The sequence below is a fragment of the Sphaerimonospora sp. CA-214678 genome, from assembly GCF_050942215.1.
Taxonomy (GTDB): Bacteria; Actinomycetota; Actinomycetes; order Streptosporangiales; family Streptosporangiaceae; genus Sphaerimonospora.
In genome coordinates this window covers 3282803-3296055 of record NZ_CP192056.1, presented here as the reverse complement: position 1 = coordinate 3296055, position 13253 = coordinate 3282803, and the positions used below count along the sequence as shown (strand labels likewise).

The following is a 13253-nucleotide window of genomic DNA, read 5'->3' as shown; positions in this document are numbered from 1 at the left end:
GGGCAGGGGGAGAGATGAGCACCGGCAAGCGTGTCGCCGTGGTCGGCGCGGGGCCGGCGGGCCTGTTCCTGGCCCGTATGATCGGCCTGACCCGGTCGGACGCCGTCGTCGACGTGTACGAGCGCGACGGGCGTGACGAGGTGTCCGGCTTCGGCGTGAGCCTGTCCGACCGGACCCTGCGCGGGCTGGCCCGGCACGACCCCGGGACCCATCGCCGGATGACGGCGGCGGGGGTGGCGGTGTCGGGGGTGGAGATGCGGCTGCCGGCAGCCACGCTCCGCTACGACGGCTTCGACCTGCTGTCGGTGTCCAGGCACGAACTGCTGGCGATCCTGCGGGAACAGGCGGAGGACGTCGGGGCTCGGCTCCATTTCCGGCGTGAGGTGCGTGTCGGCGACCTGGACGCCGACGTCGTCGCCCTCGCCGACGGCGCACACTCCGCGCACCGTACGGCCCGGCGGCGGGCCTTCGGGACGAGCGTGCGGACCGGGCGCGCGCGGTACATCTGGCTGGGCAGCACGGCGGACTTCGGCGACGTGACCGCGTTCGCCTTCGTCCAGACGGAGTTCGGCCCGATGGCCGCGCACTGTTATCCGTACGGCGCGGGGATGAGCACGGTGGTGGTCGAGCTCGACGAGACCACGTGGCGCAGGGCGGGGCTGGCCGGTCCTGATCCCGCCGCACCCATCGGCGAGGCCGGGCTGGACCTGCTCACCGGGATCTTCGCCGGTCACCTCGGCGGCCACCGGCTGGTCGGTGGCGGCAGCAGGTGGGGCCGGTTCAGGGTGGTGCGCAACGAGCGCTGGTCCGACGGCGACACGGTGCTGCTGGGAGACGCCGCGCACACCGCGCACTTCACCGTGGGTTCGGGCACGAAGATGGCGCTGGAGGACGCGATCGCGCTCGCCGGGGCGCTGAGCACGCACGACGACAACGCCACCGCGTTCAAGGCCTACGAACGGGCCAGGCGCGGCCCGGTGGCCCGCACCCAGCGGCTCGCCGAACCGAGCATGACCTGGTGGGAATCCTACGGCCGGCGCCTGGGCCTGCCTCCGGCGCAGTTCGGCGTGCATTTCCTCACCCGCACGGGCGCCATCAGCTATCTGGGCCTGCGGCGCCGCTGCCCCGAGCGGATCGACGAGGCCGAGGCCGTCTTCCGCGAGGAGGCCGGCGCGGCGGCCGGGGCGAGGCCGGGCAACGCGATCGGGGTGCCGCTGCGGCTCGGGTCGGTGCGCCTGCCCAACCGGCTGGTCACGGTGCCCCCAGACACGCCGAGTGGTCCGGTTCCGAGCGGGCTGGTACTCGTGCGCGGGGACGCGGGCGAGGCCGCCGGTGCGGAGGCGGCGCCGTACGGAGTGGTCGGCAGGCTGCTGCCGCCGGACGCCGAGCCGGCGGCCGGTGAGCCCGGCACGCCGTGCCTGGTGGAGCTGGCGTGTCCGGACGGCCCCGAGTGGACGGCGGCCGCCGACGCCCTGGTCGAGCGCGCCCGGCTGCTGCGGCGCCGCCGGGTGGACGGCGTGCTGCTGCGCCCCGGGCGGCCGGTCGAGCTGTGCTGGGATGAGATGCTCCGGCACGCCGCCCGGGTCCGCGTCGAGGCCGGCCTGCCCGTGGCGGTGTACGCGCCGGCGGATTGGGCGCTGGACCTGGCGCGGGAGGCCGACACGGATCCCTGGCCGACACGGATCCACGTGGGGCTGGTGTCCGGCCGCATCGATCTGGTCGCGGTCGCCGGTCACGCCCGGCCGGCGTACAGCAAGCTGCCATCGCCCGGCAACTTGCTGAAACGACATCGTCTTCCGTGACCGCCGACTTCTCCGGACCCTGATCGATATCAGCGGTGATTCGGCTGCTGATGTGTTCCCGTCTCTCGCCGCGATCGCCGGCGTTTCCGTCCCACGCCATGGGACGAGCGGTATTCCCGGCCATCGTGGATTCGCAAGAACGCACCTCCGAAGGAGATCCGCCGTGACCGTTCTCGACGGTAGCGCCGTCACCGCCGCAGAGGGAGGGAGCCGCGACCGGACCGCGGCGGACCCACGTGATCCGCGGGTACGGCTGGAATCGCTGTTCGACTTCGGCACCGTCCGTCTGCTCACGGAGGAGGACGACCGGGCCGGTGTGCTGACCGCCACCGGCCGGATCGAGGGGATGCCCGCCGTCGCCTTCGCCACCGACCCCCGCGTCCAGGGCGGGGCCCTGGGGGCCGACGGCTGCGAGGCGATCGCCGAAGCCTACGACCAGGCACTGCGGCGGCACATCCCGATCATCGGGCTCTGGCACTCCGGCGGTGCGCGACTGGCCGAGGGGGTCGCTTCCCTGCACGGAGTCGGGCGGGTGTTCGCCGCGATGACCAGGGCGTCCGGCATCGTGCCGCAGATCTCCGTGGTGCTCGGCGCGGCGGCCGGGGGAGCCGCCTACGGGCCCGCCCTGACCGACGTCGTCATCCTCTCCGAATCCGGGCGGCTCTTCGTCACCGGCCCCGACGTGGTGCGCAGCGTCACCGGTGAAGACGTCGACATGGCCGCGCTGGGCGGTCCAGAACCCCACGGCAGACGCAGCGGAGTCGTCCACATCGTGGCCGAGGACGATGCGGACGCGCTGCTCAGGGGGCGGCGGATCGCGGTCCTGCTGGGTCGTCAGGGGCGGACGCACCTGGCCGAGGTCGAGGACGCCGACCTGGGGGACCGGCTGCCCGGCAACCCCCGGCGCGCCTACTCCATCCTGCCGATCGTCACCGGGATCCTCGACGAGGACAGCTCGCTGGAACTCCATCCCAGGTGGGCGCCGAACATCGTCACCACCCTGGGCCGGCTCGGCGGGCGCACGGTCGGGGTGGTCGCCAACAACCCCCTGCGGCTCGGTGGCTGTCTGGACGCGGCCGCCGCGGAGAAGGCGGCGCGTTTCGTGCGGATGTGCGACGCGTTCGGGGTGCCCCTCATCGTCCTGGTCGACGTGCCCGGCTATCTGCCCGGCGTCGGGCAGGAGCACGACGGGGTGGTCCGCCGGGGGGCCAAGCTGCTCCACGCGTTCGCCGAGGCCACCGTTCCCCGCGTCACGCTCGTCATCCGCAAGGCGTACGGCGGGGCCTACATCGCGATGAACTCCCGCGCGCTCGGTGCGACCCGCGTGTTCGCCTGGCCGACCGCCCGGATCGCCGTGATGGGGTCGGTCGCCGCTGTCCGCGTCCTGCACCGGCGCCGCCTCGCCGCCACGCCGGAGGAGGACCGGCCGGCTCTGGAGGAACGGCTGGCGGCCGAGCACGAGACGGTCGTCGGCGGGCTGGATCGCGCCCGCGAGCTCGGCGTGGTCGACGAGGTGATCAGGCCGTCGCGGACCCGGCGGGCGATCGCCCGGACGATCTCCGCCGCGGCCCCCGCCCGGGGCGTACACGGCAACATCCCGTTGTGAGACCCTGCCACCGGCCCATCCGTGATCTCGTGGTGACCGGCCGGCCGCGCGACAGGGGCGGGGTCAGCCGCCCTGGCCGAGTGTGCCGTACCGGAGGAGGACGAGCTCGGAGCCGTCCAGGCGCCGGTTCTCCAGCAGGCGCAGCCGTACGGGCGAGCGTCCCTCGAACACGGGGGTGCCGCCGCCCACGAATCCCGGGCCGACCATGAGATGCAGCTCGTCGACCAGGCCGGCGGCGAACAGGTCGTTCCACATCAGGTGGCTGCCGAAGACGAGGATCTCCTTGCCCGGCCTGCGCTTGAGCTCGGCGACCTCGTCACGGGCGCCGGACCGTTTGACGATGCGGGTGTTGTGCCACGGCGCGGTCTCCCCGGGAGTCAGGCTGTCGGAGACGACGACTTTGTCGATGGCGTTGTTGTGGCGGGAGATCTCCCGCTCGATGGGCGGCGCCCCCGGATCGTCGGCTATGGGCGGCCAGTAACCGCGGAATCCCTCGAACGACGTGCGTCCGAGCAGCAGCGTGTCGGCCGCACGGAGGCGTTCGAGATTGTAGGCGCTGAACCCCTCGTCGAACGGCAGGGCCATCACGTCTTTGCCCCGGCCCTCATAGTAACCGTCCAGGGAAATCATGGTGCAAACGATGATTTTTCGCATTTGCTCTCCTTTTCTGGCGACACGGAAACCGGGTCGCGTACTGCTACGGCATCGTAAGCAATTGGACGGCCGGCGCGCGCTCGATTGGAACAGCGCAATTGGCGAGATGTGCCGTCCGCGCCGCGGCGATGATGATGAACCCACCTTCACGCGCCGGTGCCATGGAGAGCGGCGCGCCCCGGCACGCGATGGGAGAGCGGGATGGGGGAGATGGTACGGATTCCCGGAGGGACCTTCCTCCAGGGATCACCACCCTGGCTCATCGAATGGCTGGACTGCTCCGACCAGCCGCTACCGCGCATCTGGTTCGCCGACGAGACACCGCAGATCAACCGGCGGCTGCGGCCGTACCGGATCGACCGCCACCCCGTCACCGTCGACGAGTTCGGCGAGTTCGTGCGCGCCACCGGCTACCGCACCGACGCGGAACGGCGTGGATTCGGCATGGTCTACGGCGAGCAGGGGTGGCTGGAACAGCGCGACGCGTGCTGGCGTGCCCCCGGCGGCCCCGGCACCGAGGGCGGTCAGGCCGGGGACCACCCGGTCGTGCACATCTCCTGGCAGGACGCCGCCGCCTACGCGCGATGGGCAGGCAAGCGGCTGCCGACCGAGGCCGAGTGGGAGTTCGCGGCCCGGGGCCCCGATTTCCGCATCTGGCCGTGGGGTCTCACCTGGGACGAGCGGAACGCGAACACCGCCGAGTTACACGCCGGTCCGCTGAGCACGCTCGATGAGTGGCGGAAATGGTGGGCGGTGAATTGCGCGGAGAACGGGCCCGTTCCGCGTACCACGCCGGTGGGCTCGTTCTCCCGGCGCGGTGACAGCGCGTTCGGCTGCGGCGACATGGCGGGAAACGTGTACGAGTGGACGTCCACGCTCTCGCATCTCTACGCCCCCGGCACGAGCTGCGATCCCAGCGTCCGGATGGCGATGGGTCGTTATCGGGTCATCCGCGGCGGCTCATGGATGAACTTTCGCTACCAGGTTCGCTGCAGCGAACGGATGCACGGTGATCCGACTGGATGGTCGTCCTTCGCGCACGGGTTCCGCTGCGCCGGGGACGAGTAGCGCGACACGGGAGGGACCATGGTGAAGATCGTTGTGCCGTCGGTTTGGGCTCCGGACGGACGGACCGAGTTCGAAGGCATCGAAGGACCGCTGCCCGCGGTGATCAGGCAGTTCACGACCGACAATCCCGATTTCCGGCGGCGGCTGCTCGGGCCCGACGCCGAGCCGCTGACGTACGTCAACTTCTGTCTCGACGACGATCTGGTGCCGCGGCATCGGCGCGACACCACGGTGGTCGAGGCCGGTAGCACGCTCACCATCCTCACGGCGATGGCGGGAGGCTGAGCGGCACCGATGAGCCTCACCGACCAGCACTCCACGCGTGCGGACCGGACGGCGCCCGGCCCGGGACGACACGACCCGCGCCGGTCTTCCCGGCGGACCCCGCCGGGCCCACCGCTCCTGGCGACCCCGGGCCTGTTCTGGAAGCTGGTCACCGACCGGCTCACGCTGATGACCTCCGCCGCTGCGCGGTACGGCGACGCCGTACGGCTCCGCATCGGTCCCAAGACGCTGTACTTCTTCAACCATCCCGACCACGCCAAGCACGTGCTGGCCGACAACGCCGCCAACTACCACAAGGGCATCGGCCTGGCCCAGGCGCGCCGCGCCCTCGGCGACGGACTGCTCACCAGCGAGGGCGCGCTGTGGCGCAAGCAGCGCAAGGTGATCCAGCCGGTGTTCCAGCACCGGAGGATCGCCGGGCAGGCCGACGTGGTCGCGGGCGAGGTGGCGAAGGTCGTCGCCCGGCTGCGCGAGCGCGACGGCGGCGGCCCGGTCGACATCACGCGGGAGATGACCTCGCTCACGCTGGGCGTCCTCGGGCACACGCTGCTGAACGCCGACCTCAGCGTGTTCGAGTCCATCGGGCACTCCTTCGAGGCCGTGCAGGACCAGGCGATGTTCGAGATGGTGTCCCTGGGAGCCGTGCCCATGTGGGTGCCCCTGCCCAAGCAGCTGCGGTTCCGCGCGGCGCGCCGGCAGCTGCAGCAGGTGGTCGACCGGCTCGTCGCGGCGCGGCGGGCCGACCCGGGCGACGGGGAGGACGTGGTGTCCCGGCTCATCGCCTCGGCGGGGCGGGAGGCCGACGTCGCGGTGGGACAGCGGCGGATGCGCGACGAGCTCGTCACCCTCCTGCTGGCCGGACACGAGACCACAGCCAGCACGCTGAGCTGGAGCTTCTTCCTGATCGACCGGCATCCGGAGGTCTGGGAGCGGCTGCACGCCGAGGCCGTGGAGGTGCTCGGGGACAGGCTGCCCGGCTACGACGACCTGCGCCGGCTGTCCTACACCACGATGGTGGTCCAGGAGGCCATGCGGCTGTATCCGCCGGTGTGGATCCTCCCCCGGCAGGCCCAGGCGGACGACGAGGTCGGAGGCTATCACGTGCCGGCCGGCGCGGACGTGCTGGTCTGTCCCTACACCCTGCACCGGCACCCGGCCTTCTGGGACGACCCGGAAGCCTTCGCCCCGGAACGCTTCGACGCCGAGCGGCCGGCCGGCCGCCATCGGTACTCCTACATTCCCTTCGGCGCCGGGCCCCGGGTCTGCGTCGGAAGCAACCTCGGCATGATGGAGGCGGTCTTCGTCATCGCCATGGTCGCCCGCGAGCTGCGCCTGGTGCTGGAGCCGGGCCGGACGGTGGTCCCGGAACCCATGCTGTCGCTGCGCGCGCGCGGCGGCATGCCCATGGCCGTCCGGGCCCGGCCGCCCGAGCGGCCGCGCCCGGCGCACGGCGCCGATGAGTCTCCCCCCGCGAGCGCTACGCACCCCTCCCAGGAGCAGCGATGACCACCGACCGCGACGTCGTCGTCCGGGACGCCGACTACCTCAGGATCATCATTCACGGCACCACCGCGTTCGAACTGCTGCGCACGGGCCTCGAATTCGATCTCTTCGAGATCCTCGAGTCCAGCGGCGGCATGGATCTGGCGAAGGTCGCGGCGGCGATCGGGACCGGCGAGCAACCCGCCCGCGTCCTGCTGCTCGGCCTGACCTCCCTGCGCCTGCTGGAAAAGCGCGGTGACCGTTACGTCAACGGCGACCTCGTCCGGCGCAAACTGCTCAAGTCCAGCCCGCGTTTCCTCGGCCCGCTCGTCGACATGCAGGCCAGGGTCATCAACGCGAGCATGGGGGATCTCGCGGCGTCCGTGCGCGCCGGCGCCAACGTGGGCCTGCGCCACCTCACCGGCCCCGGTACGACGCTGTACGAGCGGCTCACCGCGCACCCGGAGCTGCAGGAGGTCTTCTACGCCAACATGGGCGACGCCTCACGCAACGCCTTCGACCAGATCCTCGACCGGTACGACTTCTCCGGGGCGCGCCGGGTCGTCGACATCGGCGGCGGCGACGGCACCAACAGCGTCAAGCTCGCCCTGCGCCACCCCCACCTCGAGGTCACGGTGTTCGACCAGGAGAGCGTGACCCGGCTCGCCGCCGGCCGGATCGAGGACCCCGGCCTGCGGAGGAGGATCCGCTTCCAGGCCGGTGACCTGTTCACCGATCCGCTTCCCGAGGGGGCCGACACCATCCTGTTCTTCCACATATTCGAGATCTGGTCGCTGGAGCGGAACACCGAGTTGCTGCGCAAGTGCCACGCCGCGCTGCCGGACGGCGGCACCTGCCTGGTCTACAACTTCGTGTCCGACGACGAGGGGACCGGGTCGATGAGCGCGGGCCTGCTGTCGCCGTACTTTCTCACGCTCGCCTCCGGGGAGGGCATGGTCTACTCGCCGCGGGACATGGAGCAGGCGCTGCTCGCCGCGGGATTCTCCCGGGTCGAGCGCTACCAGGACATGGGGTTCAGCCACGCGCTCGTCGTCGGCCACAAATAGGCCGGCTCCGGCCCCGGCAATGCGGAAGATGCACCGGACTCGCCAAGGCCCGGACTATGAAATTGACCGACCTGTGCCGAAAGAAGAAGAGAGGGCGCCCATGTCGCGAGATTCGGCCGGAAATCAGGTCAAGACGATGACCCTGGAGGCGTTCGCCGACACGATCGTCCCGGGCGAGAAGCGGTTCCCCGGCGACCGCGCCGTCGCCGGCGTCGCCCCCGGCGGCGGCGCGGTGGCGGCGGGGGCCCTCGAACTGCTGGAGTGGGACGCCACCGGGGTGACCGGAGGGCTGGACGACTACGTCCGCCTGCTGAACGACCACGCCCGATCCTACGCCGGCGAGCACGGGCTGGACCTCGACGCCTCGGTGCCGCCGTTCGTCGCGCTCTCCTTCGAGCACCGCACCGCCCTCGTCGCGCGGCTGGTGGCGCCGGAACACCCGGAGAAGGAGTTCTGGGTGCTGCTCACCCTCTTCAGCAACATGGCCTTCGACTCCGCGGCCCACCTGCCCACGGCCGAGGCCATCGCCGCGGGCCACCCCGGCCTGACCGCGATGGGGATCACCAGGCCCGGCGCCGACGGCCTGTGGCGCTTCCCCGCGTTCTCCTACGGCAGGCCGCTGGCTCGCACGCATCCGGACACGACCCCCTCAGGGAGCCCCGCATGAGCAGTTCGGAACGTACGGACGTCCTCGTCGTCGGCAGCGGTTTCGGCGGCTCGATCGCCGCCTACCACCTCGCGGCCGGCGGCGCCGGGGTCGTCGTGCTCGAACGCGGGCCGTGGCTGAACAGCGAGGAGTTCGAGCACGACTTCAAGCTCGGTTCTTCGTACACCAGGATCTTCGACTTCGTCGCCGGTGACGGGATGAGCGTGCTCGGCGGCAACTGCGTCGGCGGCGGCAGCGTCGTCTACTTCGCCGCGATGCCCCGCGCGCCGCGCTTCGTCTTCGAGCGACGCGGCGGCATCGGGCGGCGGATGTGGCCGGCCTCCCTCAGCCGCGACACGCTGGAACCGTGGTACGACCGGGTGGCCGAGTCCATCGAGATCACCAAGCAGGGCTGGGACGACGTCACCTACGCCGGGGGGCTGTGGGCCGCGGCCTGCGACCACGCCGGCCGCACGGCCAACCCGGTCCCGGCCGCCATCGACCGCGGCAGCTGCACGAACTGCAACTGGATGATGGCCGGGTGCCGGTTCGACGCCAAGCAGTCGCTGCTGCTCAACTATCTCCCGGCCGCCCTCGCTCACGGGGCGCGGATCCGGCCGCTGCACGAGGTGCAGCGCATCTCCAGGAACGACGACGGCTCCTACCGGGTGCACTACGACGTCATCGACGCCGAGGACTACCGCGTCCGCGTCGAGAGCGGGACGATCGACGCCAAGATCGTCATTCTCGCGGCCGGAGCCGGGGCCACCCCCGTCATCCTGCAGCGCAGCGAGACGGAACTGGGCCCGATGCCGCACGCCGTCGGCCGATACTTCTCCGGCAACGGAGAGCGGCTCAACACCGCCGTGCTCAACGAGGACCGGGTGCGCGAGGTGCTCGGGCTGACCCGTGCCGACGGCCTGGGCTACGCCGCCAACCAGATCGGGAAGGGCCCCACCGTCGCGAACTGGGACCGGCTCGACGGCTCCCTCCCCGAATACACCCGCTACTCCCTGGAGCAGCTCTACTTCCCGCCCGGCCTCGGCACGATCCTCGCTCAGGTGGCCGACCCGGACGGCCCGACCTGGTTCGGCGTGAAGAAGAAGGAGATGCTCCGGCGCTGGCAGTCGTGGCTGATCATCTTCCAGATGATCGAAGACGACAACGAGGGCGTGTTCGGCCCGCCGCCGGTCGCCGGCAACGCCGACCGGATCTCCCAGCAGATGCTCGGCGTCGGCCGCCTCAGGTACCGGCCGACCGAGAACACGCTGCGCGCCTGGGCGATGGCGGACGCGGATGTGAAGGACATCCTGGAGCGCGACGGGCTGGCCACGGTGACGGCATGGACCAACGACGTGGTCGGCGCCTACACCGTTCATCCGCTGGCCTCCTGCCGCATCGGCGACGATCCGGCGACGTCGGCCCTCGACGACGGGCACGAGCTGCGCGGACATCCCGGCATCTTCGTCACCGACGGCTCGGCGGTGCCGGGGGCGCTCACCGTCAACCCCGCGATGACCATCGCCGCGCTCGCCGAGCGCGCCGTACCCGGCATCGTACGGGCGGCGCGCGAGCGCGGAGTCGACGTCGTGTACGGCGCGCCGGCCCCGAGCGGCGGCACCGCCGCCCGGCGAGGGGCCGCCGGGCTGGTGCCGGCCCTTCTCCGCGACTAGCGCGATGGGAGCCCTGCTCACCCGCCTCATGCGGGGATCACTGGACCAGGTCCGCCATGTCACCCCGGTGCGCCCGGATGCCGCACCGGATCTCGTCGCCCGGGTCTACGCCCAGATGACCAGGGACTTCGGCATGCTCGCGCCACCCGTTGCGCTGCACTCGCCCGCCCCAGCGTGCCTGGCGGCCTGCTGGCTGATGCTGCGCGAGTCGCTGCTCGCCGGGGGACGGGCCGGCCGGCGGGCGAGGGAAGCGGTCGCGGTCCGGGTTTCGGCCGCGAACGCCTGCCCCTACTGCGTGGACGTGCACCGGGCGACGCTGCGCGGGCTGGGCGGGAGCGATCCGGCGCGGGAGGCGCCCCCCGCCGCGTCGCCCGGCGCCGGATTCGGCGAGGAGCTCGCGGGCGTCGCGACGACCTTCGAATACCTGAACCGCATGGTCAACGTCTTCCTCGGCGCCTCACCGCTGCCGCCGCAGGTACCGGCCCGAGCGCGCGGCGCTGTCCTGCGGCTGTTCAGCCTGATCATGGGCCTGCCGGCCCGCCGCTCGGTGGCGCCGGGCGATTCGCTCGACCTGCTGCCAGAGGCCCCGCTGCCGGGCGATCTGCACTGGGCGGCCGGCTCTCCGCACCTGGCCGGCGCCTTCGGCCGGGCCGCCGCCGCCATCGAGGCGGCCGGCCGGCGCAGCGTGCCCGGTCCGGTCCGCGAGCTGGTGACGGAACGGCTGGGCTCGTGGGACGGCGCCGCCCCCGGGCCGAGCCGCGCATGGGCGGCGGAGGCGGTGGCCGGGCTGCCCCGGGCCGATCGGCACGCCGGGCGGCTGGCGCTGCTGACCGCGCTGGCCTCCTACCAGGTCGACGGACAGGTCATCGAGGAGTTCCGCCGGGACGTGCCCGGCGACCGGGAGCTCATCGAGCTGACGGCCTGGGCGAGCATGGCCGCCGCTCGCCGGGTGGGCGCCCGCTCGCCGTACGCCTTGCGCTGACATCTGAACGAAATTTGAAGTCCAGAGAGGAAACAGGCCATGCGATTGGATGAAGTGCTCAAAGACCTGGCGATCGAGGGCGACGAGGTGGACCGCCTGGTGGCCGATCTCGAACCCGGGCAGTGGGCGCTGCCCACGCCGGCGCCGGGATGGACGGTGGCGGACCAGATCGCGCACCTGACGTTCGTCTTCCGGCTGGCGGGGGCCGCCGCGGCGGACCCGCGGGCGTTCCAGGCCATGACGGCCCGGGCAGCCGAGGTGGGCTTCGACGCGGCGGTGAACGCGGCGCTGGCGGACTACGCCGGTGACACGCCGGCGGAACTGCTCGCCCGCTGGCGGGACCAGCGGGCGACCACGCTGGAGGCGCTCGCGGCCGTCCCGCCGGATCAGACGGTGCCGTGGCTGGTCAATCCGCTGCCGCCGGCCGTGCTCGCGTGCGCAGGGATCATGGAGGTCTTCGCGCACGGGCAGGACGTCGCCGACGCGCTCGGGGTGCGCATGGAGCGGACGGACCGCATTCGCCACCTGTGCGGCTTCGCGGTGCTGACCAGGGACTTCGGCTATGAGGCCCGGGGGCTGACTCCGCCGGAGGCCGTGTTCCGGTTCGAGCTCACCGCGCCGTCGGGACAGCTGTGGGAGTTCGGCCCGCCGGACGCGGCGCAGCGGATCACCGGGCCGGCCGCCGACTTCTGCCTGCTCGTCACCAGGCGCAGGCACCGCGACGATCTCGCGGTGACCGCCGTCGGCGCGGAGGCCGATCACTGGCTGGACATCGCGCAGGCCTACCGTGGCCCGGCCGGGGCGGGCCGTACCCCGGGGCAGTTCGCGGGGCTCCGGCACGGCGACTGAGGCGCGTCACGAGGACCGATCGTGGTATGTGCGGGGAGGTGTGATGGACGTTTCCGTCATCGGTCTCTCGCCCCGGTATGTGGAGATCTATCGGTACTTTCTGCGGAACCGGGGGGAGGGAGTGGGTGCGGCTCGTCAGGCTCTCGGCCTCGACCCGGACGCGGTGGAGGACGCGGTGGAGGCATTGGAGCGCCTGTCCCTGCTCGACCTGCGCGACCGGCACAGGGTCGTGGCCGCCGACCCGAGGATCGGCGTGGAACGACTGGTGGAACGCCGCCTCGACGAACTGAACGCGGAGATCCGCCGGGTTCTCGCGGCGCGGGACGCCATCTCGGTCTTCGTGAAGGACCGGCAGCAGGGGGAGCAGACGGCCACCGCCCTGGACATCGAGCGGGTGGAGGGGCTGGACCAGGTCCGGCAGCGGCTGGACGACCTGGGCTTCTTCTCCTACAAGGAGACGCTGTGCCTGCATCCCGGCGGCCCGCTCTCGCGGGGCGCCATCGAGACGGCGCTTCCCCTGGACACCCGCTCGCTGCGCCGTGGCCTCGAGGTGAAGGCGGTCTATCACCCCGAGGCGCTCGACGACCCGCTGATGTCCGCCTATCTGCGTGACCTGGTCAACCTGGGCGGCCAGGTGCACATCACCGAGGAGCCCATGGATCGGATGGTGGTGTTCGACCGCAGCGTCGCTGTCGTCCCCATTCATCCGAAGGAGAGCTCCAGAGGGGCGCTGCTGGTCCGGGAACCCGGGCTGGTCTCCCAGCTCGTCGCCTATTTCGACGGAGTCTGGGAGTCGGCCACCGACCTGCGGGAGTTCACCGAGCCGTCCGCGGAACCCCCGCTGCTCTCGGAACTGGAGAAACGGGTGCTCAAGGTGCTGGCCACCGCGGACAAGGACGAGGTCGCCGCCCGCGAGATCAAGGTGTCGGTACGGACCTACCGCCGCTATGTGGCGGATCTGATGGCCCGGCTGGGCGCGGCCAACCGTTTCCAGGCGGCGCTGCGCGCGAAGGAGGAGAACTGGATCTGACGGACTGACCCGGACTCGGCGGCGTGCCCTCTCAACGCCCGCTCCGTGCCCGGCGGCGAGTGCCCGCCGGCACGTGAGGCCTCCGGCTCTCGAGTCGGTCTCCACCGGA

Annotated in this window: 12 protein-coding genes; 11 read left to right on the top strand and 1 reads right to left on the bottom strand. The window is 71.9% G+C overall.

The genetic code is table 11. The features are described 5' to 3' along the window. Positions 1-14: 14 nt before the first annotated feature. Positions 15-1802 carry an FAD-dependent monooxygenase gene (locus ACQP1K_RS14920; protein ID WP_433496288.1) on the top strand — a complete coding sequence of 596 codons (1788 nt, stop codon included), beginning with the start codon at positions 15-17 and terminating at the stop codon, positions 1800-1802. Between the two features lie 163 nt (positions 1803-1965). Continuing rightward, on the top strand, positions 1966-3408 hold the full coding sequence (locus ACQP1K_RS14915; protein ID WP_433496287.1) for an acyl-CoA carboxylase subunit beta: 1443 nt from the start codon (positions 1966-1968) through the stop codon (positions 3406-3408). A 63-nt stretch (positions 3409-3471) separates the two neighbouring features. Here ACQP1K_RS14915 and ACQP1K_RS14910 read toward each other — a convergent pair whose 3' ends face one another. Continuing rightward, the gene (locus ACQP1K_RS14910) at positions 3472-4062 is read right to left on the bottom strand and encodes a dihydrofolate reductase family protein (RefSeq protein ID WP_433496286.1); all 591 of its coding nucleotides are present in this window, start codon (positions 4060-4062) and stop codon (positions 3472-3474) included. Between the two features lie 201 nt (positions 4063-4263). Between ACQP1K_RS14910 and ACQP1K_RS14905 the strand changes: the two genes are divergently transcribed. The 9 genes from ACQP1K_RS14905 to ACQP1K_RS14865 all read left to right on the top strand — a co-directional run bounded on the left by ACQP1K_RS14905 (position 4264) and on the right by ACQP1K_RS14865 (position 13144). Next, positions 4264-5130: a formylglycine-generating enzyme family protein gene (locus ACQP1K_RS14905; RefSeq protein ID WP_433496285.1), complete on the top strand. Its 867-nt coding sequence runs from the start codon at positions 4264-4266 to the stop codon at positions 5128-5130. Positions 5131-5148: 18 nt separating this feature from the next. Then, complete coding sequence (locus ACQP1K_RS14900; RefSeq protein ID WP_433496284.1) at positions 5149-5415, top strand: hypothetical protein; 267 nt, start codon at positions 5149-5151, stop codon at positions 5413-5415. Positions 5416-5424: 9 nt separating this feature from the next. Next, positions 5425-6921, top strand: a complete 1497-nt coding sequence (locus ACQP1K_RS14895; RefSeq protein ID WP_433496283.1) for a cytochrome P450 — start codon at positions 5425-5427, stop codon at positions 6919-6921. Next, on the top strand, positions 6918-7964 hold the full coding sequence (locus ACQP1K_RS14890) for a methyltransferase (protein ID WP_433496282.1): 1047 nt from the start codon (positions 6918-6920) through the stop codon (positions 7962-7964). The genes ACQP1K_RS14895 and ACQP1K_RS14890 overlap by 4 nt, the downstream gene beginning before the upstream one ends. Before the next feature lie 100 nt (positions 7965-8064). Beyond that, entirely contained in the window at positions 8065-8631 is a 567-nt protein-coding gene (locus ACQP1K_RS14885) for a DUF5987 family protein (RefSeq protein ID WP_433496281.1), read from the top strand. Then, entirely contained in the window at positions 8628-10283 is a 1656-nt protein-coding gene (locus ACQP1K_RS14880) for a GMC family oxidoreductase N-terminal domain-containing protein (RefSeq protein WP_433496280.1), read from the top strand. Before ACQP1K_RS14885 ends, ACQP1K_RS14880 begins: the two co-directional genes overlap by 4 nt. Positions 10284-10287: 4 nt before the next feature. After that, the gene (locus tag ACQP1K_RS14875; RefSeq protein WP_433496279.1) at positions 10288-11265 is read left to right on the top strand and encodes a carboxymuconolactone decarboxylase family protein; all 978 of its coding nucleotides are present in this window, start codon (positions 10288-10290) and stop codon (positions 11263-11265) included. A 39-nt stretch (positions 11266-11304) separates the two neighbouring features. Continuing rightward, on the top strand, positions 11305-12114 hold the full coding sequence (locus tag ACQP1K_RS14870) for a TIGR03084 family metal-binding protein (RefSeq protein WP_433496278.1): 810 nt from the start codon (positions 11305-11307) through the stop codon (positions 12112-12114). 43 nt (positions 12115-12157) lie between these two features. Continuing rightward, positions 12158-13144 carry a hypothetical protein gene (locus ACQP1K_RS14865; RefSeq protein WP_433496277.1) on the top strand — a complete coding sequence of 329 codons (987 nt, stop codon included), beginning with the start codon at positions 12158-12160 and terminating at the stop codon, positions 13142-13144. Positions 13145-13253: the final 109 nt, after the last annotated feature.

Bases quoted from the DNA above. Each gene is read 5' to 3' on its own strand.
- ACQP1K_RS14900 (WP_433496284.1), top strand. From the start codon at position 5,149: ATGGTGAAGATCGTTGTGCCGTCGGTTTGGGCTCCGGACGGACGGACC.
- ACQP1K_RS14865 (WP_433496277.1), top strand. From the start codon at position 12,158: ATGGACGTTTCCGTCATCGGTCTCTCGCCCCGGTATGTGGAGATCTAT.
- ACQP1K_RS14920 (WP_433496288.1), top strand. From the start codon at position 15: ATGAGCACCGGCAAGCGTGTCGCCGTGGTCGGCGCGGGGCCGGCGGGC.
- ACQP1K_RS14895 (WP_433496283.1), top strand. From the start codon at position 5,425: ATGAGCCTCACCGACCAGCACTCCACGCGTGCGGACCGGACGGCGCCC.
- ACQP1K_RS14870 (WP_433496278.1), top strand. From the start codon at position 11,305: ATGCGATTGGATGAAGTGCTCAAAGACCTGGCGATCGAGGGCGACGAG.
- ACQP1K_RS14880 (WP_433496280.1), top strand. From the start codon at position 8,628: ATGAGCAGTTCGGAACGTACGGACGTCCTCGTCGTCGGCAGCGGTTTC.
- ACQP1K_RS14890 (WP_433496282.1), top strand. From the start codon at position 6,918: ATGACCACCGACCGCGACGTCGTCGTCCGGGACGCCGACTACCTCAGG.
- ACQP1K_RS14910 (WP_433496286.1), bottom strand. From the start codon at position 4,062: ATGCGAAAAATCATCGTTTGCACCATGATTTCCCTGGACGGTTACTAT.
- ACQP1K_RS14885 (WP_433496281.1), top strand. From the start codon at position 8,065: ATGTCGCGAGATTCGGCCGGAAATCAGGTCAAGACGATGACCCTGGAG.
- ACQP1K_RS14905 (WP_433496285.1), top strand. From the start codon at position 4,264: ATGGGGGAGATGGTACGGATTCCCGGAGGGACCTTCCTCCAGGGATCA.
- ACQP1K_RS14875 (WP_433496279.1), top strand. From the start codon at position 10,288: ATGGGAGCCCTGCTCACCCGCCTCATGCGGGGATCACTGGACCAGGTC.